Source organism: Nocardia sp. NPDC050435, assembly GCF_040655395.1.
In the GTDB taxonomy this organism is placed as follows: Bacteria; Actinomycetota; Actinomycetes; order Mycobacteriales; family Mycobacteriaceae; genus Nocardia.
The window spans coordinates 116119-140457 of record NZ_JBFAJW010000017.1 but is presented as its reverse complement, the minus strand read 5'-3'; the positions used below and the strand labels follow the sequence as shown (position 1 = coordinate 140457).

At 63.4% G+C, this 24339-nt stretch carries 22 protein-coding genes and 1 pseudogene; 11 read left to right on the top strand and 12 right to left on the bottom strand.

Features of this window, described 5'->3' with window-relative positions:
• Positions 1–58: 58 nt before the first annotated feature.
• The 9 genes from AB0I43_RS38245 to AB0I43_RS38205 all read right to left on the bottom strand — a co-directional run bounded on the left by AB0I43_RS38245 (position 59) and on the right by AB0I43_RS38205 (position 5693).
• Positions 59–859 (bottom strand): class II glutamine amidotransferase, encoded by an 801-nt coding sequence (locus tag AB0I43_RS38245; RefSeq protein WP_357433624.1) that lies wholly within the window; start codon positions 857–859, stop codon positions 59–61.
• Positions 847–2055 (bottom strand): hypothetical protein, encoded by a 1209-nt coding sequence (locus AB0I43_RS38240; protein ID WP_357433622.1) that lies wholly within the window; start codon positions 2053–2055, stop codon positions 847–849. The genes AB0I43_RS38245 and AB0I43_RS38240 overlap by 13 nt, the downstream gene beginning before the upstream one ends.
• Before the next feature lie 162 nt (positions 2056–2217).
• Positions 2218–2571: a hypothetical protein gene (locus AB0I43_RS38235; protein WP_357433620.1), complete on the bottom strand. Its 354-nt coding sequence runs from the start codon at positions 2569–2571 to the stop codon at positions 2218–2220.
• Entirely contained in the window at positions 2568–2975 is a 408-nt protein-coding gene (locus tag AB0I43_RS38230) for a hypothetical protein (protein WP_357433618.1), read from the bottom strand. The genes AB0I43_RS38235 and AB0I43_RS38230 overlap by 4 nt, the downstream gene beginning before the upstream one ends.
• Before the next feature lie 201 nt (positions 2976–3176).
• Positions 3177–3503 (bottom strand): hypothetical protein, encoded by a 327-nt coding sequence (locus AB0I43_RS38225; RefSeq protein WP_357433616.1) that lies wholly within the window; start codon positions 3501–3503, stop codon positions 3177–3179.
• Positions 3442–4278, bottom strand: a complete 837-nt coding sequence (locus tag AB0I43_RS38220; RefSeq protein WP_357433614.1) for a hypothetical protein — start codon at positions 4276–4278, stop codon at positions 3442–3444. Before AB0I43_RS38220 ends, AB0I43_RS38225 begins: the two co-directional genes overlap by 62 nt.
• 213 nt (positions 4279–4491) lie before the next feature.
• Entirely contained in the window at positions 4492–5106 is a 615-nt protein-coding gene (locus AB0I43_RS38215; RefSeq protein WP_357433612.1) for a class I SAM-dependent methyltransferase, read from the bottom strand.
• Positions 5107–5154: 48 nt separating this feature from the next.
• Positions 5155–5295, bottom strand: a complete 141-nt coding sequence (locus AB0I43_RS38210) for a hypothetical protein (protein ID WP_357433610.1) — start codon at positions 5293–5295, stop codon at positions 5155–5157.
• 137 nt (positions 5296–5432) lie between these two features.
• On the bottom strand, positions 5433–5693 hold the full coding sequence (locus tag AB0I43_RS38205) for a hypothetical protein (protein ID WP_357433608.1): 261 nt from the start codon (positions 5691–5693) through the stop codon (positions 5433–5435).
• 88 nt (positions 5694–5781) lie between these two features.
• On the opposite strand from AB0I43_RS38205, the gene AB0I43_RS38200 reads away from it, so the two are divergent.
• On the top strand, positions 5782–6327 hold the full coding sequence (locus AB0I43_RS38200) for a hypothetical protein (protein ID WP_357433606.1): 546 nt from the start codon (positions 5782–5784) through the stop codon (positions 6325–6327).
• 16 nt (positions 6328–6343) lie between these two features.
• Here AB0I43_RS38200 and AB0I43_RS38195 read toward each other — a convergent pair whose 3' ends face one another.
• Positions 6344–6961, bottom strand: a complete 618-nt coding sequence (locus AB0I43_RS38195; protein WP_357433604.1) for a hypothetical protein — start codon at positions 6959–6961, stop codon at positions 6344–6346.
• A gap of 582 nt (positions 6962–7543) precedes the next feature.
• Between AB0I43_RS38195 and cutA (AB0I43_RS38190) the strand changes: the two are divergent.
• Both cutA (AB0I43_RS38190) and cutA (AB0I43_RS38185) read left to right on the top strand, forming a co-directional pair.
• Positions 7544–7666, top strand: a pseudogene (gene cutA / locus AB0I43_RS38190) (divalent cation tolerance protein CutA); the annotation flags it as partial.
• Between the two features lie 79 nt (positions 7667–7745).
• Complete coding sequence (gene cutA / locus AB0I43_RS38185) at positions 7746–7865, top strand: divalent cation tolerance protein CutA (RefSeq protein ID WP_357433602.1); 120 nt, start codon at positions 7746–7748, stop codon at positions 7863–7865.
• 423 nt (positions 7866–8288) lie between these two features.
• On the opposite strand, the gene AB0I43_RS38180 is transcribed toward cutA (AB0I43_RS38185), so the two are convergent.
• The gene (locus AB0I43_RS38180) at positions 8289–9173 is read right to left on the bottom strand and encodes a helix-turn-helix domain-containing protein (protein WP_357433600.1); all 885 of its coding nucleotides are present in this window, start codon (positions 9171–9173) and stop codon (positions 8289–8291) included.
• Positions 9174–10069: 896 nt separating this feature from the next.
• Here AB0I43_RS38180 and AB0I43_RS38175 point away from each other — a divergent pair.
• The 7 genes from AB0I43_RS38175 to AB0I43_RS38145 all read left to right on the top strand — a co-directional run bounded on the left by AB0I43_RS38175 (position 10070) and on the right by AB0I43_RS38145 (position 22996).
• Positions 10070–10375: a hypothetical protein gene (locus tag AB0I43_RS38175; RefSeq protein ID WP_357433598.1), complete on the top strand. Its 306-nt coding sequence runs from the start codon at positions 10070–10072 to the stop codon at positions 10373–10375.
• Positions 10376–10485: 110 nt separating this feature from the next.
• Positions 10486–11496 carry a hypothetical protein gene (locus tag AB0I43_RS38170; protein ID WP_357433596.1) on the top strand — a complete coding sequence of 337 codons (1011 nt, stop codon included), beginning with the start codon at positions 10486–10488 and terminating at the stop codon, positions 11494–11496.
• Positions 11497–11597: 101 nt separating this feature from the next.
• Positions 11598–12302 (top strand): murein transglycosylase, encoded by a 705-nt coding sequence (locus AB0I43_RS38165; RefSeq protein WP_357433594.1) that lies wholly within the window; start codon positions 11598–11600, stop codon positions 12300–12302.
• Between the two features lie 163 nt (positions 12303–12465).
• Positions 12466–12654, top strand: coding sequence for a hypothetical protein (locus AB0I43_RS38160; RefSeq protein ID WP_357433592.1), 189 nt, complete (start codon positions 12466–12468; stop codon positions 12652–12654).
• A 351-nt stretch (positions 12655–13005) separates the two neighbouring features.
• On the top strand, positions 13006–19416 hold the full coding sequence (locus AB0I43_RS38155; RefSeq protein WP_357433590.1) for a PA14 domain-containing protein: 6411 nt from the start codon (positions 13006–13008) through the stop codon (positions 19414–19416).
• 209 nt (positions 19417–19625) lie between these two features.
• Positions 19626–20000, top strand: a complete 375-nt coding sequence (locus tag AB0I43_RS38150) for a hypothetical protein (protein WP_357433588.1) — start codon at positions 19626–19628, stop codon at positions 19998–20000.
• A 1037-nt stretch (positions 20001–21037) separates the two neighbouring features.
• Positions 21038–22996, top strand: a complete 1959-nt coding sequence (locus AB0I43_RS38145; protein ID WP_356976787.1) for a UvrD-helicase domain-containing protein — start codon at positions 21038–21040, stop codon at positions 22994–22996.
• A gap of 86 nt (positions 22997–23082) precedes the next feature.
• On the opposite strand, the gene AB0I43_RS38140 is transcribed toward AB0I43_RS38145, so the two are convergent.
• On the bottom strand, positions 23083–23268 hold the full coding sequence (locus AB0I43_RS38140; RefSeq protein ID WP_356976786.1) for a hypothetical protein: 186 nt from the start codon (positions 23266–23268) through the stop codon (positions 23083–23085).
• A 171-nt stretch (positions 23269–23439) separates the two neighbouring features.
• On the opposite strand from AB0I43_RS38140, the gene AB0I43_RS38135 reads away from it, so the two are divergent.
• Entirely contained in the window at positions 23440–24171 is a 732-nt protein-coding gene (locus AB0I43_RS38135; RefSeq protein WP_356976785.1) for a hypothetical protein, read from the top strand.
• Positions 24172–24339 lie beyond the last annotated feature (168 nt).

The following is a 24339-nucleotide window of genomic DNA, read 5'->3' as shown; positions in this document are numbered from 1 at the left end:
AGAACCCCGCACCCGCCCAGGCGGGGGCGAGTGCGGGGTTCGAGAGAAAGGGCTGGAGTCAGCGGCTGCTCGCGCTCGAGCGCGGTGAGGGCTGTGCTGGTAGAGCTCTGGCGAGCCGGAGCGGGCGCGGGCTGCGGTCGGTGTCGCTGAATCGCGCTGTCCAGCAGCTGCATTCGAGCAGACGAGTTTCGCAGTGGAAGCACCAGCCGCAGAGCGGGCAGTAGCGGCCGACGCGGTCACGGGGGAAGTGGAGACAACCCCCGCAGATCAGGCGCTCCCAGTGGGCGGGTTGCGCCTGCGGGCGGTAGCCGGTGTTGGAGTACCAGATCTCCTCGTGCCAGATTCCGGCCTGCTCGTTGAAGATGTAGCCGCGGTGGCGGTAGGCGGAGTCGACGGTGAGGATGACCAGCTTGCTCGACCCCAGCCAGGAGGTCAGCCCGCGAGCGCCACGACGGGTGTCGATGGACCCGAACGGCTCGGTGGGCAGGTAGTCCTCGGCGGCGATGCGAGTGTCCGAGCGGTGGTCGTAGGCGCGTGGATGCACACGTTTGGGCAGTGTTCCGTTGTGCGCCAGCACGGTTCGCCCGTCACCGCCGAGGTGGAAGGGGTGACAGTTGCCGAGGTCGATCGCGCCTTTGGTGGCATAGCGGGAATGGAACAGCGCCGGCCCGTCCGAGAAGCGGGCGCGCACCGTGTCGAACTCGGCGATCACCCGCGCCGCGTCCAGGCCGTGGCCGACCAGGATCCGGTCGCCGGCGACGACGGCATAACCGTGCCCGTGCGGATTGTGGACCGCCCCGCGGACCAGGGCGGTGAGGTCGGGGGCGATCCCGGCGGGCAGGTAGGTCAGCAAGCACATCGCAGGTCCTCGAGTTCGGCGGTGAGAGGCTGGTAGTCCGGATGCCGGGTGACCCAGGCGGTGAATCGGTGCCATTCCCATGCGCCGTCGTGGATGTCGGCTGATCGCAGCGACCGGGTGTATTCGATCGAGGCCGCGGTGAACGCCAGCGCGGCCTGCACGCTTTGGGCCGACAGCGAGGACGCGAACACCCGCAGCTCCAAGGTGGCGCGCGGGTAGGGGTTGATCGCCTGATAGCGGTCGAGCCCGAGCGCGTGCTGCGGGCCTTTGGCGGTGTGGCGGGCGCGGGCCCGGGCGGAGGGGTCGAACGCCGCGTAATGGGTGCGCCGCCGGGCAAGGGTGGTGAGCTGGGATTCGTTGCGGTACAGCAGCTTCAGCCACCGATACACATGCGCCGGGTTGTCGAACCCGGCGCGGCTGGCGTGCACGTGCAGGCCCACGCTCTCATCGGTGCGGCACCCGGATTCGGCGAGCTGATCGAGCAGCCCCCACGGGAACATGTCGCGTGCGTGCTGCCAGCTCATGGGGTGGGTGACGATTTCGAAACCGCACGGCTGGATCGAGGAGTCCTGCTTCAGATAGCCAAGCGTCCCGAGCTGCTCGGTCGCCTCATTGACGCATCGTGAGTAGCGGTAGTTCGGGACGATCACCTCGAGCTCGAGCCCCAGATACAGCGGGCCTTCGCCGTGGAAGCGCGCGTCGGGTTTGTAGCTGTAGGACCAGACCCGCCCCGGGTTCTCGCACGGATCGCAGTCCTCACCGGGAGAGACGAGGGTGCCGCAGTTCCGGCAAGGGGTGTAGTGGGTTTCGCAGCCCGGGCAGACGCGGTAGCCGCCGGAGACGTAGCGGGTGGTCGCGCTGTAGCGGCGGCAGCGTGCGCAGCTGTCGTAGAACACCGCGGCGCAACCACCGCACACCGGGTCGCCGGTGGTGGTGCGCACGCTGGTGCCGGTGAGCCGGTTGCACGACACGCACGGTGTCCAATCGGCGCTGCACCTGCGGCACACGAAGTAGTCGTCGGCCAACTCCGGCGGGTGGAGCATGGTGTGATCGCAGCGGGTGCAGCGGGGCAGCATCGGCCGGCAGCCGGTACACACCAGGCTGATCGGGTCGTCGTCGACCGGGTGCAGGTCCCGGCCCGTGGCGCTGCGGCGCCGGCAGTGCACGCACGGCGGCAGAACAGCCAAATACGGCATGACAGAACACCTTCCGGAAACGGCGAAGACGCCGCACCCAGGGCAGGAACCCGGATACGGCGTCGTCGTGAGGAGAGGTTGTGGATTAGCGGAGGCGGGGGGCGGCGCGTCCCCTGGTCGGGGCGCTGTGGATGGTTGGGGATAACCGAGTTCGGCGGGGTTTCAGAGCAGGTGCAGATCGGCGGGCAGTGTCGCGATGACCGGGGTCCGGTTGATCAGCGAATGCACCTGCGCGGGTGTGAGGTTCGCGGCGATGACGAGCATCTGCTCAAGGGTGTCGGCGGTGATGTAGGCGAGCTGGCCTCCGTCGTCGTGGAAGATCCCGAGATTCCAGTACTGGTAGTCCTCGCATTCCATTTCACCGTTGGACGCCGCGACCTTGAGGCCGTTGGGCAGCTGGGCCCAGATCGCATTACAGGCGCCGCCGGTGGAGCCGATCTCGGCGGGCGAGGTGGCATAGCGGGAGAGCAGAGCGATCTCGGCCCGGTATTTCTCGGTGAGGTGGTCCACGTTCACGAACCCTTCTTCTGCCGTCGAGGGGTGCCAGGAATGCATCTGTTGATAAGTGCGGCGGGCACCGCGACCTGAGCGGGCATCAGATGCTCGAAATCGGCTTCGCCGTAACAGCTTTTGCACGACAGTCTGCTGTCGCAGAAGGTCACGAACGCCGCACAGCAGGGCGTGAGCGCGGTCAGTTCGCCGTCGCGGTCGATGACCAGATAGCCCGAGACCGACAGACCCGCGAACTCCTCGTAGACCTCGCCGGGCATGGAGACCGCGAGGATGTTGATCATCACGAACGGGCGCGGCGGGCGGTAACACTGGTGGTGGGCGTTGGGGGCGAGGTCCTCGATCCCGGTGGGACCGAACCCGCACTCACAGTAGTAGAGGTCGCCATCGCATTCGGGTGGGTGAGCCACGAAACCATCTCCTGATCGCAGGGTCGCTGGAGAGTTGTCTTAACAAGCGGGTGAGGTGCGGCAGAAGCGTTGGCGCGCGCCCCGTTACGGCTTCCCGGAGGGGCGCGCGAGGCCGTCGGTGCCGCTCGTCCGGGCGCGGGAGATGTCGGCAGTCCCACCCATGAGGGCCGGTGCTGCGCCGTTTGCAGTTCGGTCGCCGGCCTACAGCGGTGTCTGCAACTCCCGGATGGCCTGTGCGGTCTTGGCCGCCGTGAACAGCTGCTCGCAGGCCGCTTCGAGCAGATAGTCCCCCTCGATGGCGGTGCGCCCGTGTTCGATCGCCATCAACGTCAGCGCGCTGGCCCACTGCAACACCGCCTCCCGGGCCGCGCGCTCGAGCCGGGAAGGGTTCGCGACCTGGTGCAGTGCGGTGCGGGCCTGCAACGCCAGCGACAGCGACCTGTCGGAGTCGGGCAGCACGATCGGCTCAGGCAGCACCGCCAGGGCGGTGACGATCTCGAGATGCGTGGCTGCGGCCAGCGCGGTCATTGCGTCGGAGTCGCGGTAGTCGAAGTCGCGATACATGCAGTCCCTTTCGAGGATGTCGGAGTCGCCGCAGCCGCAGGCGGAAACGACCATCTGCTGACTGCGGGCTCGTGTCGGTCCGTGCGGGTGTCGGCGCGGGTGGGAGCAAGTCCGACCAGTCGACGACGCGGCCGCTGCGCACCCACTCCTGAACGAGGGCGTGGGCGCAGTCGCGGTGGATGGCCGCGGCGGCACGGCGTTCGATGGGCTGGCAGGCCGAGTGGGTCGAGCAGCCCCTGGCCCAGCCCGCCACGTCCTCGTCGAGCACGATGACATTCACGCCGTGCAGCCGACCTTGGCAGTCCTGTGGTGCGAGCAGGGCCGCCTCTGCGTGGCGGTCGCCCAAGGCCGCTGCGGGCAGGATCGCGTCACGCCAGCGGTGCTCGGGGGTGCGCACCGCGACGCGCACGGGTGTCTCGAGCAGTGCGGTGGCGGCCCGGACCGCGTCCTCGACGCGCTCGGCGTAGCAGAAGATGTCCAGCGGGGATCCGTCGTGACTGGAATAGACCGCGGCACACCAATTCTCGGGTTGCTCGTCGTCGAGGATCAGCCCGTCGCCGTTGCAGACCAGCATCTCCGCCGGGATACCGCGACGCATGACCCCGAGCGGAATGTGGATGTTGACGTGCCCGACGACCTGGACCCCGGCGTCGAATCCGAGGCTGCGCAACAACCGCAGTTCGGGGGAGTATCGGTGTTCGGCCTGGGCGATCAACTTCTCGAAACTGGGTCGGGTCATCGGGTTCCTCTCCGTGGCCGGGGCGCTTCGCCTGATCTGCTGGGCGGAACCCCGGATCGAGCAACAACCGCACAATCGCTGCGGTGCTCTCGACACCAAGACCGTAGGACCAGCACAGCGGGACGGCCCCGTCATCGAAAAGGCTAGGGAGAGCGAATAATCCGTCGGAATGCTCGTCCATCGGCGCTGCTCTTTCGGTGGCGGTAACCGGTATCACGCCTCGGCGGACTTGCCTTCGCTGTCCAGTGGGCGACGGGCGTGCAGGATCACGGTGTTGACCTGTGTTCCGGCCGAGCTGAATGTCCCGGAGGGTAGGTCGGTGTGGCCGCCGTGGCGGGTGATGAGAGCACGTACCGCCTGGTGGCGGCGATCGCTGCGGAAGGTGTAGCCGCCCGGTGCGATCGCCAGCAGTCGCCCGCCCTCGCCTAACAGGCTCCACGCGATGTGCAGGTGATCGATCCACACGGTCGGCCGGCCGGGCAATGCGAAAGGCGGGTTCATCACCACAGCCGCGAACTGCGGGGGAGCGGTCGAGGCGAACTGTTCGAAGGTGGAGACCACAACCGTCACCCGCGGGTCGGTGCCGATCGCGGCGGCACGTTCGGGATCGGGTTCGACCGCAGTCACATGCACGCCCGGATTCGCTTGCAGGATCGCGCGCACGAACACGCCCTCACCGGCCGAAGGTTCGAGGACATGAGCCCCAGCGCCGAGTGTGGGGATGCCGGAGTGTTCGTCGGTGACCAGCTGGGCCGCCAACGAGGCCGGTGTCGCGAAGTACGCGTCCACGATCCTGCTGTTCGCATTGGGGGTCTGGCCGTCTGCCACCGCCGCGGCGATGGTCCTCTGGGAAGACGTGGGCTCGCTCGCGGTGGCTCAGAGGTCGAGATCGGGGAGGGTGTCGATCAGCCGGCGCGGCCAGGGCTGGAGTTCGCCGGTGATGGGGTGGGGGATTCCGGGCTCGGCGGCCATGGCGTGGACGTAGGCGATCAGCCGCAGCGGTGAGCCTGCGAACATGGCGCTGACGAGGTTTCGCAGCGCTCGCAGGTCGTGGCCTCGGCGGAACTCGCCGCTGGTGAGGCGTTTGCAACCACATCCACACAGAACGTGCTGTTCGACACCTTCGGTCGGGTTGCGGCTGGTCGAGGAAGCCATCAGGCCCAACCACTTCGGCCAAGCCGAGCCACGACAGGGACACGCAGTCGCGCGCGATCGGTGAATTCGGCGATCTCTCTGGTGTCGGAGTCGTTGTCTGAGCCGGAGCTCGGCAGGAGACCGGTCTGGCGCAACGCGGCCAGGATCGCGTCCTGAGCGGCGAGAGGCGAAGCGGTGCTACCGGGTTCGAGGCGGAACAACATCAGGACATCGCCAGGCTGTGGCGTGAACGGCCGGTCCTTTGCGGACTCGTCGGACATGGTGCGGCTCCCGATTCGAGTGGACTTGGAGAGGCCCGGTATTCTCGGGCGTGGGATCGACGTGCGGGTCTGCCGGTAAGGAAGCGGCATGGACAGCACAGATAAACCGTGGCGTGGCAGCGGTTCTCGCCCGCCCGAGGTGACTGAACGGCTGCAACGATCACGAGATCGGCTGCGGGACCTACGTGCGGCGCAACGGCTCCGCGAACGGCTGGTAGGGGCCGCGGTGAAGGAGTACCTCGCGGCCTGGCAGGCGATCTCCCGGATCGAGCAGAGTTGTGACGGCGAAGTCGCCGACCTGCAACAGCAGATTCTGGACGCTAAAGCTCGGGCGCAGATTGCTATCGCCGAGCATCACCAGCAACAAGCGGTAGCGGCTGCGGCTATCCGGGCGCACGGACACAGCGATGAAGAGACCGCCGAGCTACTGGAAATCTCGGTCAAGCAGGCACGCCGGCTCATCGCTGCGGTCAACGTTGAATCGACCAGCAGGGAGAGCTCAACGGACAAGCCGAGCACGACCAGTCGGGCGCTGCGTGAAATCGACGCCGTAGTGCATGACGACGCGCCGATCATCGGAGAAGAGCCAGCCGTTGAGCAGCGTTCAGACGACGGATCGGATCAGATGCGTTGAAGCCGAACGGGCACGATTACCAGGTCATCAGGTTGGCGTAGCCGCCGATGCTCCATACCAGCCACGTGAACTGCCGCGGTGGCATCGATTGCCGAGCAGGGATGTGCGGTGCCGGTGAATACGGCCAGAAGCACAACCCGCAGCCGTGGCAGTACTGGCCCGCCCGCCACACCGCCGAGGCTGTGTTGCGGCCGCGCGCGACTCGGCGCTTGCGCCGCAGACGGTTGACGACCACTGTGAACGTCAGTGCCGCTGGCCAGGAAAAAAGCGCGAAGGCCAGCACACCCGCCAGGAACGTGGTCACCGCGGTGCGGCCGGGTTCGGGGTTCACCAGCATCGCGGTGAATGTCACGATGACCATCAGGCCGGGGATCGTCAGAACGGTGCCCAGTGCGATCAGTTTCCCCGATGACCGTACGTACGGTGTCAGTGGAAGAGAACGAGCAAGGTTCGACACGGCGGTGCGCTCCACGGTGGCGGTGCCGAACGCAGGAACGAGCCCCGACGGCGCGACGCCGACGCCGGTGAAGTAGTCCACACCGGTCACTGTCTGAACGTCGGAAGCCCGGACCGCGGGAACGCTTTGGACCCAGTCGGATCGCCCGCAGTTCGGGCAGCTGATGTCGATCTCCATGTCGAGCTTCCTCCCAGGGGCTCAGGACCGGAACAGACAAGCGCCTCGGTTCTCCCGCAGCGCACGATGGCCTTGGTCCTCATATGGAACACAGTTCGGATGCGAATGTCGAGGGTTCGCCAAACCTCTGGACTACCTGAGGGCCGAGCAGGTCGAAATCCCCCGGCTGGTGGGTGTCGGTACTGTGGGTCGGTGTCCGGCGTGAGGGGCGTGATCGTGCTGACCGAATCCGCAGGTAGCGATATGGATTTCGCCCGTTGCCATCTTGCCGAGAACTTGCCAAGGACGATACGAGCTGGACGCCTGGAAACGCGACGATACGGAAAACGCCTCTGAACTGGACGTACTGACACCAGCCGGACGGACTGGACGGTTCGTGGATCACTCGTAATGAAGAGCTCATTGGGGTGTACGGAGCGGACGAGGCGTTGCGGCTCCGGAGGGTGAGTGAGCTAGTTCTGAAGTGGCACGCCGCGGCGATGCGGAGCGACGTCAGTAGGCAAGTCATTTGCGCTCGCTTAGCCGCGCGAGCGCGACCGACCACCGACGAGGCCCAGAACGGACGAGACCTAGTCTGGAGGAATGGCATCTGTGACTGTCTGGACTGTGACCACCACAACGCCTACCGAGCAGTCTGCCGAAGAGATTGCGGAAACCGTAGTCGGGGAACAGCTTGCCGCGGCCGCATGGATCAGCGGGCCGGTGAGGTCAGTGTGGTCGCATCTCGGAGAGTCCGGAAACGGACGGGAATGGTGTGTCGAGCTCCGGAACCCCCGCCGGCATCATGGACCGGATCAGAGTTCTGCACCCGTGGGACAACCCGGAATTGGTCGGTCTCCCGGTCGGTGCATGCTCGCCGGAGTATACGAAATGGGCTGAGCAGGCCACTGCACCCGTGGAATAGCGTCAGCGGCATCGCGCCTTCCGGCTGAATCACGTCCACCGGGAGGCCACGCTCGCGTGCCATTCGACTACGGACCCCCGTTCCGCCTTTGTTCCCCCTCTCGCCGTCCCACGCCGCGACGAGACGATCGCAGGAATCGAGCACGGCGGCGTTCGCGGCCTCATAGGCGTCCATGCCGGTGTCATCGAAGTCCACGGTCAGGACAACCTCGGCGCGATCGAGGAGCTGATCGAACTGCTCAGCGTGGTCGGGTTTCACCTTGCGCTGACGGTAGTTTGGGGACGGTGGTTCCACTTGAGGCCGACCGCCGGCTTCGAGTAGCACACCACGGCGAAGGAACGGCGAGTTGGTGGGGATCAGCTGCCTCGCTCGCGGCGCGGATGCGGTATCGCGCAGGCGGGCGCTGCGGCGAGTGTCGGTTTTCTAGGCGAGCAGGCCCACGGGATTGCTCCGCCTCACCAGGTTCAACTGTTCGTGGGGTCGTAGCGGCTGGTTCGGTCGAGAGAGCCTATAGGTGTATTGCACGTGCTGATTGGTCAGAGGGTCCCGGAGTAGGACCAAGTCGTCGTTCATGACGGTTTTGCTGGGTGATGCGCAGAAGATGCGGGTGAAGTGCTTAGGCGCCAGAGCGTAGGCGGTGTTGAATATCTCATCCATGCGGTGCTGCGGGACAATGCCTGGGCCCATGACGCGCAGCAGGTACACCAGCCGGGTGGCGACGGTCTCCCAGTTTCCGATCCGCGTGCGGGCGTCGGCCGACATGATCCATTCCACGATGTTGGAGGGGCGGGGAGCCGAGATCTGCGCTGGTGCGAGGCTCGGTACCCATCGGAGCGCGGCGCGGTTGGCGGCAAGGACATCGAGCTGCGGAAAGCTCAGATAGTAGGCGGGACTGCGGAAGTCATCGAGATGATCTCGGTCGTCCTCGGAGATTGCCGGCGGCCAGCTGCCTGCTTGCAGGGTATCGATACCGTCGAAGACGATCGAGATCACTTTGCGCACGGTCCAATCCGGCAGATCGAGTGCTCGGCACCACGCAATCAAGCCTTCGATGCTCGGGTTGCGGAGCCCGGCTTCCCATTTGCGAAGCGAGGAGACCGTGGTCGCTGCCGCGAGCGCGAGTGCCTCCTGGCTGATGCCGAGCGCTTCTCGTCTGCGGCGCAGATAGATGCCGATCTCAGGGCGATCCAGGACCCATGAAAGCCCGTCTTGCCCGGGTCGTTCGCGAACTGCGGGTGCCAGCTGAGGTCGCGGTGCAGTGGGCTGACGGGTGGCATGAGGCAGCGATGTCGCGGCAGCACTGTGCACGGTGAAACCTTTCTCGAACCTGTGTAGAGCCCGATACACCCCCGAAAGGTCCAGGCCGCCAACCGATGCTGGCAAGGTTCTAGGCCACCTCTGGCGAATACCTGGCGATAGTCATCGAATTGCAAAGAGAAGATATACGCGAAGGAAAAGATACTTTAAACGTGATGATCATCACCTGACTGGCTTCTGGCTCCCCAGTGGGTAGGTCTGCTGTTCATAGCGTTACAGGGGCATCCCCCGTTCGGTTGTGGCGTGTGTTCGCGAGCGACGTGAGGCCGTCGACGGTTGGTGTCGGTAGTCGGTAGGGATCGAGCCTCAGCGCTACGCAACTTGAAATGGCAAATTGCGAGTGATCGTCTGGCGCATGATCCGCAGCCCCTGCTGGCGGCCGCTGAACGGCTGGTCCTTCGAGTGGGACATCTTGTGTCACCTCCACCTCGGCTTGAGGGTTGCCCGGCGCTGTGTGTGCCGTTAAATACGCCCCTCGGCCAGGGCTTTCTTGCTGTGGGGCCGCCGAAAGTGCTGACGCAAAAGGTTGTTACATCATCGATTGCCGTAGATAAGCTGACTTTGAGATTCGCGTGGACGATTGATGCCGCTCGTCTAAGTAGTTGCCCCTGACAGGCAGGGTAGTTTCCGTTGGAACGAGCAAAATGAGTTACAACCATGTAATTAGCGGTTGGATTGCTGACTCGTTTAGTGGGGTCTGCCTTGTGTCGCTGCCTGTTTGGAGAACCTCAAGTCCCGGCTGCACAGTGCTGTCGCAAGAACCTGAGGAGCTCCTGAGAGCGATCCGGGTCGATCGGCCGTGATCAGCGTGTTCGAACCTCCCAGCCATGAAGTCCCAGACCTGGCTGCGAGGCGTCGGCGCACGGCCACACAAGCTGAGGAGTGTTGTGAAGAAGAAGCTGTGGGCCGGCGGCGCTGCGATGGCGGTGGCCTCGGGACTGATGTTGAGTGCGGCCGGACCAGCCGCCGCTGACATGACTCCGCCAGAGACCTACACCGCGGTGGACGAAGATTTCGAAGCAGAGAACTCCACGCCGCGCAGCGGCTCCTCGTTCTCGGGGCCTGGCTTCTCTGGTTCCTCCACCACCGGTTCGGGAGGCTCGTTCGACACCGGATCCGGCGAGGACGGAACCGGAAGCAGCGTGGAAGGTTTCACCGCCCGGTTTCTCCGCGGACTGATCACAGGGTCCTGACCGCTCGCCGTCAGCGCAGGCGCGCTGGAGTCATCTGCTAGTCACGCGTTCTGAACTCTTTGTAGAGCTCGAGACGCGGTAGTTCAGCACGAGTTGGAAAGTTGCATGGAGTGCAAGGCACAGAAGTAGACGACGCAGAAGGTCGGGATCCCGAACCGACGGAGATCATCGGGGTCGCGCGGGGCCACCTCGTAAACGAGCCGCTGGGTGATCACGAGGACACTGGCCACGACGATGACGTGTCCGCATCCTCCGCGGCGTTCACCGACGATGACGAGGATGCGGAATACGGGGACTTCGACCACGGCCCAGCTGACGAGGGATCGCGGTGGCGGCGGAGCTGGAACCAGGGCATCGAGTATCTCCGGTCCGCCCAGGTACGACGCCACCTTCCCTATGCCGCCGTAGCGGCCATCGCAGCGACCGCTGTCGTCGGCGCATTGATCGTTACGACCACCAAACCGGAGTCCGCCGACGATGTAACCGACACCGCAGCCTCCTCCGAAGACTGGGGGACCCAGAGTTTCGATGACCTATCCGGGCTGAATGCCGGCCTGGACACGACGTCACCGGTAGAGGCCACAACGTTTCCAGAGCTGACTCCCACCGAGGAACCGCTGCCGGACGCCGATCCGCTCGCGCCGATCGACCCCAGCGCCGAACCCATCGCGCTGCCAGGCGACACGATCACCGAAACCGTCCCGGTCGATCCCGTCGACAGCAACCCCGTGACCGAGACGATCACCGAGACCCCCACCGAGTCGCCGACCACGATTACCGAAACCCCTTCGGGACCGGACTGGCCGAACATCTCGGTAAGCGCCTCGGTCCCCGACATCGGCAGCAACGGATCAAACCCGTCGACTGTCACCGTGGTGGTCCCCGCAGACCCGTCGACGGTCACTATCACCGCGACACCGGCGACGACGACCAAGCCGAACAAGACGACTACCCCGAAACCCGGTCAGTGCCGTCCCACCACGACACCGGCGAAGCCGTCGACGACCACGCCGAAAAAGACGACCCCCCCGAAAACTTCCTCTTCGTCTCCCACCACGACGACGAAGAAGAAGCCCACCACGACGACGAAGACGACGAAAGCGCTTCCCCCATGCCGGTAGAGACCCCGGCACCGAGGTCGGTCGACCTCGAAGCGCGAGATGATTCGACAGCGTATCGGCTCAGATGGTGGAGTCGCGGCATTGCCGTAGCGGTGGTGGCCATGGCGTTTCTGATGCTGAACCGCAGCCACGAACTCGGGAACGGCGTAGGTGCCGCCGCGCCCAAGGACAGCCACCCGGTACCCGCGATCAACCTTCTCGCAGCTGATCGTGACAACACGATGTTGTACAGGTGGGCACAACGCCATGCCGGCAAATACGGGATCCCCGTTCGTGCCCTGCAGGCCTACGGCTACGCGACGGTAGTGTTGGCCCGAGCGAAGCCGGATTGCCATCTCGGCTGGACGACCCTGGCCGGAATCGCGCAAATAGAAAGCGACCACGGTCGGTTCCGCGGCGCGAAGATCGCCGCCGATGGCCTTGTCCGCCCTCCCATTCGCGGTGTGCCCCTGGACGGAACCAACGGCAACGCTCGCATCACCGACACCAATCCCGAGGGACGTAGCGTCTATGCGCGGGCGTCGGGACCGTTCCAATTCATCCCAGACACCTGGAAACGGTGGGGGATACGCTCCGACCTCGGCTACGACGCGGTGACCCGCGCCGCCGCGGTCGAGACCGCACCGAAGGTCCCCGGCAATCCGGATGACATCGACGACGCCGCCCTGGCCGCCGGACGATACCTGTGCGCCTCCGGCGGAAATCTGTCCACCTACAGCGGATGGCGAAAGGCGATATTCGCCTACAACCATTCCGAAGCCTACGTCCGGAACGTCCACCAGGCAGCCGATACCTACACCAAATAGCTCCACCCGTGTCGACATCCCACGCGTAACGCGATCGACGGAAAAGGAATTCGTCATCGCCGCTCACCACCGCTCCGACGGCGCACTTCCACATCGGCATTCCGGGCTACATCGGCAACGCCGCTGCTGTCCGTGCGACAAGTCAACTCACGTAAGGGAATTCATGTACAGAATCTTTGCCTACAGTTTCGCGGTCGCTTCCGCCGCCGTCCTGATGCTCGGCTCGGCCGCCACCGCTTCGGCGAGCATCGCTGATCACATCGGTGGGCTGCTGTCCACCGGCAGCGCGGGCGCTGGCTCGTCGATCAGCATCGGCGACAACGACCAGGACTCCACGGACCGAGACGAATGACCGTGCCTGAAAACCGAATCCGCGGATAGCGACTCGTCCGGGGACCGTGCGTGCATCGGTTCGGGCCATGCCAGCAGCGCAGCAGAGCGCTGTGCTTGTCGGCTGCATCGAACCCGACGGTGACGAACGCGAATTGCTCAAACCAGCCCAGCCGCGCCATTTGTCAAACCCTTCGCTGGATGCGTGAGGTGAACAGGCGCGATCACTGGACTGTCCTTTTCTTTTCCAATCCCTCTCGAGTAGTGGAGTGTCATGAGGTTTCGCCATCAAGGCGGCTCTCTAACGCGTTGGTTACTCGCTGGCAGGCATCGCCTCAGCGGAATCACGTGGTCGGCCATCCTTGTCGCGGCATTGATCGCGACCCTGATCCAAGTTGTCGTCACCCCCGAAGCCTCAGCGGCGCCCAAAGGCAAGAACCCGCGCGAGGTTCCGCTGATGCTGTCCAAGGCAACCTCCAAGCAAGAGGCTAAGCGGCCGGCGTCCCCGGTCGCCGACTTCACGCCGCTGCTCGACCAAACCAAAGCGGTCCCGAAGAAGAGCGGGTTCGACCCGAAGACCTCGAAAGAGTCCGCGCGTACCGAGAACTCGGTCGAGTTCACCAACACCAACGGCACCAAAACGATGGTGCTGGCGCAGAACCCGATCAGCGTACGCAACCGCACCGGAGGCTGGGACCCAGTCGATACCCGCCTGGTCGAAAACAAAGACTCCAAGCGCGCCACGCCCGTACGCAGCGACGTCAGCGTCGACTTCGCCGAGTTCGCCAACGACCCCAAACTCTTCCGAGTCAACCAGGACGGCACCCCGATCAGCCTCGAGTTGAAGGGAGCCCGCAAGGCCGGCCGCAAGATCGACGGTTCCACCGCGACCTACGCCGACGCGCTGCCCGGCGCCGACCTCACCTACGAGGTGTCCGCGGGCGCGATCAAAGAGTCGATCATCCTCAAGTCCGCCTCCGCTGTCGGTGACGGACGCTGGGAATTCACGCTCAACACCGGCGACCTCACACCGAAGGTCGACGGCGACACCGTCAAGATCTCCGACAAAGCCGGCAAAGTCGTTGCCGCCCTACCCCCGATCGAGGTATGGGACTCCGCAGCCAGCAAGGACAAGCCCTCCTCCCGCACCGGCGGCACTTACAGCCTGCGTCGCGACGGCGAAGGCTGGCAGCTGGTCGTCGCGGTCGACAAGAAGTGGCTGAAGGACTCCGCCCGCAAATTCCCTATCGTGGTCGACCCGACCTACACCTACGGCTTCGGCACCCAAGCCCAGCAGATCGTCTACAGCAAACGAGGCACCGCGGCCCCGCAGGGCTGCTCCTCCGAATGCGTGATCAGTACAGGTACCTCTAAGAACTTCCTCAACCAGTACACCTACTACCGGTCGGCATTCCGGTTCAACTACCAGCCGCTGTTCGGAAAGAACATCACCGGCGCCCGCCTGGATGTGAAGCTCGCCGCCAACATCGCAGACCAGAAGCCCGCCTCGCAAGTGAACCTATATGAAGCGGGCACCCCTGCGGGCTATGACGCACTTGGGCCGCAGTTGGCGTCGATCAGCCTCGGTGAAGCCGGCGCGATGCAGTCCGAAGCGTTGACCACATCGATCTCCAACAGCGTCAAGGCCTCCAACAACAACACGTGGTTCATGCTCACCGGCACCGAAACCACCGCCACCTCCTTCAAGAACCTCGTGGTGGCGCTGGTGGTCGACTACGGCGACGGCTCCACCAACCCTGATCCGACGCCTGGCCCGGCAGTCAACCCTGTTGCTCCGGTGGAAGATTCGGTGATCGCCACCGACACCCCGACCTTGGAGGTGGGCGCTGGGGCAGCGGGTACCAAGTACTGCTTCAAGATCTCCACTGGTTTCGACGGGCGTTCCGGCGCGGTAGTGGACTCCGGGTGTCTGACCACACCCAAGTGGACCGTTCCTGTCGATGTGCTGCGTGATGGCGGCCGCTACAGCTGGACCGTTTACACCGTCGCATCCGGTGCCACCAACCCAACCCTGTCGAACTGGGTGCGACACTTCACCGTCGACAAACGCATCGGCCGACCCGGACCAGCGCCGAGTGACCAGCATGGTCCGGTCACGGTCAACATGTTCAACGGCAACGCCAGCACCGCGGCCGCAGGTCCGGTGTTCGAAACCCTCGGCGGCTCCGCGGGCGTGACGTTCACCTACAACTCGCGCCAATCTGGAGAAGGCAACGGTGTGCGAGCGTCGTACTACAACGACTCCGACCACAACGGAACCCCCGACGCCACCCCGGTTATGGTGCGCAGTGAACCTCAAGTCAACCTCGACTGGGGAACCATCGGAACAGGTGTGCCGAGCAATCTTCCATGGAAGGAAGATCCAATGCCGGCCGCCTTGGACAAGCAATGGTTCGTCATCAGGTGGGAAGGCTATTTCCGCGCCCAGGTAACCGGCGATTTCAGTTTCGCGGGCTCTCACGCGGACGGCGCCAAGATCTGGGTCGACAACAAACTGGTCTACGACAACCCCAATGCTGCAGCCGTCGGCACGGATTTCTCAACCGCGACAGCAAAAAAGACCACCGATGTATCGATGATCGCGGGGCAGCGCCTGCCGATTAAGGTCGAGATGTATCACCGCTCGACCGAAAAGCCCAAAATGGTGCTGTGGGCCAAGAGTACCGTCGGCACCACCCAGCGCAGTCACAACTGGGCACCCCGCATGGTGACGACGGAATGGCTTTTCGCCCAAGATCCTTCCCCGCTGCCCGGCGGCTGGACCCTCGGATTGATGGGGAGCAAGTACGTTGAGGCCGAAATGCTCGACGGATCAATCATTCTCACCGACACTACAGGCGGCAAACATACCTGGGCGAAGGCCTCCGAAGGCGGCTACACGCCACCAAAGACCGGCGACGGCGTCCTGGCGATCGACGCTGGTGGGCGGATCTCGGTCACTGAAAGCGGTGTGGTTTCGGTCTTCAACGTTGACGGTACGCTTGCTGCGGTCTCCTCGGTGGCTGACTCCAAAAAGCCTGCCTCATTGCAGTATCTCTACAGTGGGGCACCGGCTCGGCTGACCCAGATCAAGGACCCCGTAACGGGACGAGCCCACGTCCTTCATTACAACATCGACAATAACAACAACTGCTATGGCGGAGCCTCGTTTCCGCCCGGTACGAACGCTGCACCGTCGCAGAAGCTGTGCCGTATAACGTACTGGGACGGCACCGAAACCCGCCTGTGGTACATCGTTGGCGCCCTTGGGCGGATTGAAAATCCCGGCTCAGAAATTACCGACTACAGCTATGTCGACCTGGCGGGTGCAAAAAACCTCTACGATCAGGCTGGAAACGATACCGAAAAGAAGCTGAAGGCCATCGACATGGTCGGTCAGCTCAACGAGATTCGTGACAGTTTGGCCGTCGATTGGCGCGCCACGCAGTCCTCATTCTATGGGAACCCCGAAAGATGGATGATCGAATACTCGGCCTTCCTTGAGGAACCGCAGAGCGATCGACCTCCGCACTCAAGGGCCGTATCGGTCACGGCCCCGCATCCGCAGGGCAGCTCAGCAGATGGTGCTGGCTTCTATCGGACTCGGCACATTTATCGATACGACATCGCCCAGAAGAAGGCATTTCTCGATATCGGCGGACTCGGCACCAAACAGGGTGTTCGAACTGTGACTTGGGACGCAGCAGGCCGACAGCTGACCTCTGCGAACTCGGTCGGTGACACCACAAGCTCTGAGTGGAATGCCAAAGACCAGCTGATCGCTCAGACTGACGCCACGGGACGCCGCTCGACAGTGGTGTATGACCGTGCGGATCGTCCGACGGATCATTTCGGGCCAGCTCCCGCAGGGTGCTTCAATGGCCAGTTGCCCAAATCCGAGTGCGCGCAGACAATGCCCCACACGAACAAGAAGTACGACGAGGCTCTGAACGGTCTGGAAGCAGCCTTCTACGACAATCCATACCTCGCAGGGGTGCCGAAGGAGTGGGCCACTGGCGTCGGTACCGGTGACGGCACACTGAACCGGAACTGGGGATCTAATCCGCCGATTTCGAATGCCAATGGCTGGTCGGCGCGGTTCACCGGCGAGATCAATCTCGCTCACGCTGGTGAGTACAAGCTCGGGTTCACGGTCGTAGACGGCGCACGGCTGTGGATCGACGACCTGCTCGTCCTCGACAGCTGGACAGACAAGGGAGCCTCGGCGGTCGCTGGAGCCTTCAACAACACCGCAGCCGGAACGTGGCACCGCATTCGCATCGATTACTACAACCGCAATGGCAGCACCGGCGGACTCGACTTCAAGTGGGCCCTACCAGGTTCGGGGGCCATGCAAACAGTGCCCGGCCAAAATCTGCAACCTCGCTACGGTCTGCAGACAAGTAGCGTCAGCCATAACGCCACTGAACGAGCACCTTCCAAGAAGATCTCGACTGACTACTCGGATCCCACCAACGGAATCGACCCGGTTCTCGGTCTATCAGTGTCGGTCACCAGTGACCCTGGTGGAACCAACCTGACGACACGTCGTGTCTTCGAGAAGCCGGGCGACGGCTTCCTTCGACAAGTAGCAGCGAACCTTCCGGCAGGCGATCTGTCGGACCCGGACAAGCGAGGTACATCCGTCTACTACGGCGACAACGAAACCCGAGCCAACCCCTGCGACCCCAACTCGTCGGCTGTCCACCAGGGTGGTCGCGTGAAGGCCGTGCGTGGCGCGAAGAATTCTGATGGGGCTGCCAGCGTCCTCGAAACCGTCTACAACGTGCGGGGTCTAATCGTCGCCGCGCGAACCAACAGCGAGCCGTGGTCGTGTGTTGGCTACGACTCTCGCGGCAGGACGGTGAAGAAGACATTCCCTGCCATGGGTGACCAGCCGGCACGGGTAATCAACTACGACCTTGCCGTCTCCGGGGACCCGCTGAAGCAAAAGGTCAGCGACGGCAGTGGATCCACCAGCACGTTGATCAACCTGCACCGCCAGGTCGTGTCATACACAGACACCAACGGAGCAACGACTACCACGGCATACGACAGTTTCGGTCTCAAGACGAGCGAGACCAGCACCGTCAAGGGGATTACATCCACCCTCGCGTACACCTGGGACGACGCGCTCCGGCTGGCGCAAGTAAAGCTAGACGGCTCGGTTGTAGCGGCGCCTGCCTACGCTGCCGGTGTCGTATCTGCGGTCTCCTATGCAAACAATTCCAACCTCGCTATAACCCACAATGATGCTGGCTCGGCCGTTGCGTTGAAGTGGAGGCTGGCCGGCGGGGAGGTCACAAGCGCGGTCACCCGTGACCGTGACCAGCGCATACTCGATGAGTCAGTCACAGATACCGCCAGCCCCGGCAGCGCCTACAATTACAGCTACACCTATGACAGCGTGGGACGTCTGGTGGGAGCGAACGTTCCATTCCACCAACTCGCCTACCGCTTCGACGCAGAAAACGGTTGTGGAACGAATACGAAGGCGGGGTTGAACACCAACCGCACCTCTTTCGTCGACAGCTTCAATGGGGCTGCGCCGACAGTCACGAACTACTGCTATGACGACGCCGACCGGCTGCTGTCCACCAACGGCGCCACTGCATTGTCGTTCACGTACGACCAGTACGGGAATGCAACTAAAGTCGGCACTGACACCCTCGAATATGACTCCACGCTGCGTCACATATCCACCAGGACTGCTGCAGGCAACGAAGTCGTCTACACCCGAGATGTCAACGACCGCATTGTGGCCCGGACGGCGGAAGAGGATGGCAAACCGACTCAAGTCACACGCTATGGCTTCGTCTCCAACGCAGGCAGTCCCGACTTTGTCCTGGACAGTTCCGGCGCACTGCGTCAACGCGTCCTGAAGTTGCCCGGTGGCGTAGTTCTCACCAAGAGCTACTTCGCCAACCAACCCGCCAACTGGTCCTACCCGAATATCCACGGCGATATCCTGCTGACCGCTGACCAAGCGGCAAATCGCACCGGCTCGATCCGGCTATACGACCCATACGGTCAAAATATCGATCCAGTCACCGGACATTTTGGAGATATACCGCTGCCGGCGACCGCTGAAGGCGGCATGGATTTTGGTTACCTCGGAAGTCATGCGGTGCCAATTGAGCACATTGCAAGTCAGCAAACAATCGAGATGGGCGACCGCTCCTACCTGCCGATACTCGGTCGATTTCTCCAAGTAGATCCAGTGCTCGGCGGTTCGGCTAACGCTTACGACTACTGCAACGCCGATCCGATTAACAGCACCGACCTCACCGGTAGACTCCCTGTAATCGCGCCGCTTGTCGTCCCGGCTATCGAATTGATTATTGCGGGCGTCCTGACAGAACAGTTGCTGGATCCCGAGGAGGCTCCCGATCCGAAAACTCCGGGCCCTGATGCCACCCAGAACAAAAAAGAAGAATCAGAGATAGTCACGATCTACAAGGCGCCGTATGAAGGCCAAACCGCTCGCATTATGCTTGAGGGGTTCCGGGCGTCAGATTATCCCGGTAGCGGAAATTCGTATCCGGACGGGAAGGCGTATTTCGGCGTTGGCAACAATGGCCTAGTTGTTGCCCTTCAATATGCAGGCAGGGGCGGGTATGACGGTCAAATTATCGCTGTGCACATCCCGAAATCGGACTATGATCGGTACTTCAAACAGTATGAAAGCTACGAGGATGGTGATCCGAGCAAGCCTCAGCTTGCGATACCAAATAGCGAGATCGAGCGGCTGAACCAATATCCGCGAAACTCCTCCTATATATAGCCGCCGTTCCTGGCGATGCGGAGACGTCTTCCGATGTGGGTGGGCGCCACCAGGAAGATCCAGTCGAGGGCGACTCTCCATTGGCCTGTCTGCGGTCGAGTTGAACGCGGGCACTGGTGCTGCGGCATCAGCGCCCGCGTTCGGTCGCACGTGGCGAACGGTCTAGGCAGTAGTGATGTAATACTTACCCGACGCGATGGAGTGCTGCTGTGTGCAACGACGAAAATACAAGCAACGATCAGCCTGACTGGGACAGTCTGCGGAGCTCCCTAGAATTAGGCCAACGTTTGACCGGATCCGTAGCCCTCGTGCCGCGGCCCGGCGCAGTTGGCATCGTCATCGACCTGGGACTCCCAGTTCAAGGGTTCGTGGATGTTCTGCTGCTGCCGTTCGATGTTGGCCGATGGCCAATCGAAGGCACGGTCACAGATTTTCTCATCTGGTGGATGGACCCAAAGAAGGCTCAGATACGCCTTGTGCCTGCCAAGGCGATGTACCGTCGGGAGGACTTCGACACTTGGTGTCTATCTAATGCGCCGGCTGGCAATCCAAAGCTTTTGGCAGAGTTCGATTTCGAGTCCTGACCTGCCTGCCGAGGTTTCCTGGGTGCTTGTTCCAAGAGTGGAACATAGCCCGTCGGAGCAGCGAGGCGCCGTCTCCGGGCCGTTCGTAGCACCAGCTCGCGATGTATTCCGGGGCGGTACCGCCCTGAAAGGCACATGCGTCGAATGTGTGGTGCCCAACTGAGGGTAGATGTGCCTTGGATCAAGTAGTGACCGTGCTTCACCCGGACCGCTCCAACGAGGGTCGGTGAGGCGATGCCATGCGCAGACGATGCGCCCGCCGCGTGAGCAGGACCGAGGTCCGAGCTCAGTACCCGGGCGCCAGCCAGCAACTAGCAGATAGGAGTTGTGCCCCGAGGAGGCTTCGGTGTTTGCCGGCGCCCAATCAGATCTTGCTGACGGCATAGTTGTGGGGGGCGTATGGATCGACTTGGTGCGCGAGGCATCGGTGCCTGCCGAATACTGGGGCTGAGCAGGTGTTTCCGATCGCCACCAACTTGCCGAGAACTTGCCAAGACGCGCCGATACGGCACGGACGAGGCCGCACAACCGGGATGCGAAACCGTCGCTGAACTGGACAAACGGGGATGAGCGGGACGCGCAGGCACGTGTAAATGACACTGGCAGTGTGGGGGTCAGGGGTTCGAGTCCCCTTAGCTCCACCTAAGGAAAAGGTCAGGCCCGGTCTAAGACCGGGCCTGACCTTTTTGTTTGCCGCGCCCTGATGGATCGGCCGCAAGTGTAGGTCGGGGCGGAGCATCCGTCGTGGGTGCGATTCGGACAGGCATCACGGCGTCGCGTATCGGGTGAGCGGAATGGACTGCAATATCACCGCGTCGATCACGAGGGTGGGTTGCCGCCCTTGTGGCCGCTTTGCTCATACCGTCGTGCCGTTCAGAACCTCGTCGGCAAGAGCCTCGAGAGATCTGGCCGCCCACCCATTCCGTCAGCATGCGCGTTCGGCGAAAAGTCCATCCCCAGAATGGAATTCGCTGACATGGGTGAGGCTCGTCCTCTACCTTGATCGATAGGTTCATCCAAGGATCGAGGGGGAAGCGATGCCTGATATCAACCGTGAGCGACGCCGGAGCTGGGTTGAGCGCAGTCTGGCCGAGTTCCCGGCGCTGAGCACCGACCAGCGCCGGTTTCTGTCGATTCCGATGATGGAAAGCCGCTGGCATGTCCTCATCGATCGCGCTCCAACCAGGCCGGATCGGGCATCGGGCTTCGCGATCGGGCCTACCGGGGTGTATGCGCTGGTGTTCACCACAGACATACCCGAGCGGCAGAATCTTCGTGCGATCCGCAAGCATGCGGAGGAAACGTTCGCAAGCCTGGTGTTCGGACGAAGTCAGTACGTGCCGCACATGATCGAGATCCTGCTGCTCATGCCCCGGGCAGTGGCTACCGAGGCGCACGACCACTTCGTCTCCGTGGATGAGTCCACGATGCGGCGGACTCTGCTCGATGGCGATAACAGATTGCCTCTCAAGTGGATTCGCGAGTTCTCTGCGACCGTCGCCAGCCGCAGCGGTCGATACGAGTGGCTGAGTGGTGACGAGGCGCCGGTGGCGGAAGCCGTCGTTGCCGACTCGCTTTTCGGTGCGGCCGAACTCCAGGAAGACGAGCGAGGCAAGATGCTCGGCCGGCCGTTCAAGGAATGGATGACCTTCCTGGACCCGGATCAGATCGGATTGGTGAACATCAACTTCACGGGGCCGGCTCGCTTCAGCGGGCCTGCGGGAACCGGGAAGACGGTGGTGGCCCTGCACCGAATGGCGCGCTTCGTGAAGATGAACCCTGGTCGAGTGCTGTTCACCAGCTTCGTCAAAACCCTGCCTACCTATCACGAATCTGCTTTTCGGCGGCTGGCTCCGCAAGCCTTGGACCGAGCGGAGTTCACGGGCCTGCACGCTTGGACGACGCGGTTCCTCAACCGGCGCAAGGTCGCCTATACCCTCGGCGATGACGACGCCTATGAGGATGCTTTCGCCCGTGCGTGGACCAAAGCCCGGCATGTCCTCGGCGAGATCCGCGATACCGACTACCAGTATTGGAAGGACGAGGTCGATCGGGTAATCAAGGGCCGCGGTCTGCCCGACCTCGATGCCTACAAAGAAGTCGGGCGCTCCGGTCGCGAGGGTATAGCCCTCGGCCCGAAACGCCGCGAAGACGTCTGGAAACTGTTTTACGAGCCGTACCAGGCGCGTCTGAACGAACGCGGAATCGACGACTTCAACGATGTGATCGGCAAGGCGATCGATGAGGCTCGCGATCGCCCGCTCGACGACACAGAGGGCTACGGCATGGTCGTGGTCGACGAGGTACAGGACTTCACCCTGATGCAGCTGATGCTCGTGCATCAGATCGCTGGTGGGGGTTCGGATGCTCAGCTGCTGCTCGTTGGAGACGGTCAGCAACAGGTGTATGCCGGCGGATGGAAGCTGTCCGACGCCGGGATCCCACTGCCAGGTGGTCGTGGGCGAGTGCTGCGGAAGAACTACCGCAATCGTGAAGCCGTCCTGAGGTCGGCGCAGCGCGTCGAGGCAGCCAACACCGTCGATGATTTGGACGGCGGGCCCGGATTCGTTCTGCGTGACAGCGAGATCGTCTTAACCGGGGGCAAAGCCATCGATCGAGAGGTTCGCCGCGCCGACATCGACGGCGAACTCGTTCGCGCGATAACCGAATCCGGTTACGCCTCCTCGGACGCCGCGGTGATAGTCGGCAGTCGGCGAGATGCCATTCGTTACCAGCAGGTTCTCGACCGTGCAGGTCTGGCGACGCTCTCGCTCGACAGATACGACGGCACCCAGCATGACGCGGTGAAGGTCGGTACGGTGCATCGAGCCAAGGGGATGGACTTCGCTGCGGTCTTCCACATCACGGAGAAGCCGGAAGTCCCGCTGAGCGAGCTCACCGGCGGTGCTCGTGATCGAGCCGAACTGCTGGCGCGGCAGGCGCTGGTGGCCATGAGTCGACCCAGAGACTTTCTGTGGGTCGGGTACCTGACTTGATCTCAACGCTCGACGCGGTACTCCAAGGAAAACCAGGTCCGAAATCGGACCTGGTTGTCCTGCTTCCCGAGGAAGCGTTGACGCCGCTAGTCGGAGCCGCTGGTGAGCAGGCACCAGACCTGCAGCAGCGGGTGGGAATCACAGAGGTTCGCCGGCCAGCCCGCGCCGATCGCGGTGGGCGCGGACGGGGCGGCAGTGGCCGCCGCGGCCGGTCCGGCGGATACGACGAGCCCGGCGATGATCACCGCGGTGGCGGCAACAAGCTTCTTCATTCGAAGGTCCCATTCTTTCGTTGGTGTGCAACGTGATTCGGCAGGCGGGGTTCGCCGCGAGCGGCACGCCCGGCTGGATGATCGGCGTCGGCGGGGCATCCGTTACCAACAAACGCATTTTTTGGTGCATTAGTCCAGCCCGAACTTCCACCGGCGAGCAAGATGGGTTGTATGGCGCGCGAGCGGGACTACCCATCCGAGATCGTGTCGGTCGGTGCGGGACTGGAAGTCCTCTCGATCCGGGGCGGGCAATCGGGATCCGTTCTCTCGATCGCGGGTGATCCCGTGCAATCGGAGTCCAGTGACTTCAGCGGCAGTCTGGGCTGGCTTGCCAATCGGTATGTGCCGTGGCCGCGCACGGGGGATACCTACCTGGTCAGTGAGTGGATCGAGGACGTCGAGTGGCAGGGGCTGAGGCGGTGGCTGGCCGCGCCGACGGCAGCGGACGGGCTGGCGGGGCCGTTGGCGCCACTGCTGTCGATTCTGGAGGCGGGGGAGTACCGGCTGAGTCTGCGGCCGATTCCGGATCCGAAAGTCGTTGCTGTCGCGCCGGATCGGCGGTCGGGCTGGTATCGCGGTGGGTGGGGTCCGAGCTTCGATTTCGAGCTGATGCCCACGCACCGTTGGCCGCCGCCGGATGCCGGTACCGTCGCGCACTTCCGCAAGGAGTTGATCGCCGGGCGGCGTCCGGCCCTGATCGTGTTGGCGCACTCGGAGTCCGGGGGCGACCTCTGGTATCTGCTGGACGGTCATCACAAGCTGGCGGCCTATCTCGAGCGCGGACTCGATCCGGTTTGCGTCGAGATTGTTCGGCAGCCGCCGCACGAGGTGCGCCGCACGGACGTGCCGCGATATTGGCCGGACCACAATCCACCCTGGCCGGAACGGGATTCGCTGTGGTAGGCGGAGCCGCTACTCGGCGTTCCATTCGGCGCGCAGGCGGCGGCTGAATTCCTCGAGGTCGTCGTGGCGGTCGGCGGCGAGGGATTTGCCCGTGCGCTTTCGCCGCCCTGCAATACGCGGGGATCCGCAAAGCATCCTGACCTGCACGTCCCAACGTGGTCGAGCCGG

Coding starts and splice junctions, on each gene's coding strand:
- AB0I43_RS38145 (WP_356976787.1), top strand. CDS start 21,038: ATGCCTGATATCAACCGTGAGCGACGCCGGAGCTGGGTTGAGCGCAGT.
- AB0I43_RS38245 (WP_357433624.1), bottom strand. CDS start 859: ATGTGCTTGCTGACCTACCTGCCCGCCGGGATCGCCCCCGACCTCACC.
- AB0I43_RS38220 (WP_357433614.1), bottom strand. CDS start 4,278: ATGACCCGACCCAGTTTCGAGAAGTTGATCGCCCAGGCCGAACACCGA.
- AB0I43_RS38160 (WP_357433592.1), top strand. CDS start 12,466: ATGTACAGAATCTTTGCCTACAGTTTCGCGGTCGCTTCCGCCGCCGTC.
- AB0I43_RS38225 (WP_357433616.1), bottom strand. CDS start 3,503: ATGACCGCGCTGGCCGCAGCCACGCATCTCGAGATCGTCACCGCCCTG.
- AB0I43_RS38195 (WP_357433604.1), bottom strand. CDS start 6,961: ATGGAGATCGACATCAGCTGCCCGAACTGCGGGCGATCCGACTGGGTC.
- AB0I43_RS38205 (WP_357433608.1), bottom strand. CDS start 5,693: ATGTCCGACGAGTCCGCAAAGGACCGGCCGTTCACGCCACAGCCTGGC.
- AB0I43_RS38200 (WP_357433606.1), top strand. CDS start 5,782: ATGGACAGCACAGATAAACCGTGGCGTGGCAGCGGTTCTCGCCCGCCC.
- AB0I43_RS38240 (WP_357433622.1), bottom strand. CDS start 2,055: ATGCCGTATTTGGCTGTTCTGCCGCCGTGCGTGCACTGCCGGCGCCGC.
- AB0I43_RS38140 (WP_356976786.1), bottom strand. CDS start 23,268: ATGAAGAAGCTTGTTGCCGCCACCGCGGTGATCATCGCCGGGCTCGTC.
- AB0I43_RS38210 (WP_357433610.1), bottom strand. CDS start 5,295: ATGTTCGCAGGCTCACCGCTGCGGCTGATCGCCTACGTCCACGCCATG.
- cutA (WP_357433602.1), top strand. CDS start 7,746: ATGGACCGGATCAGAGTTCTGCACCCGTGGGACAACCCGGAATTGGTC.
- AB0I43_RS38135 (WP_356976785.1), top strand. CDS start 23,440: ATGGCGCGCGAGCGGGACTACCCATCCGAGATCGTGTCGGTCGGTGCG.
- AB0I43_RS38165 (WP_357433594.1), top strand. CDS start 11,598: ATGGCGTTTCTGATGCTGAACCGCAGCCACGAACTCGGGAACGGCGTA.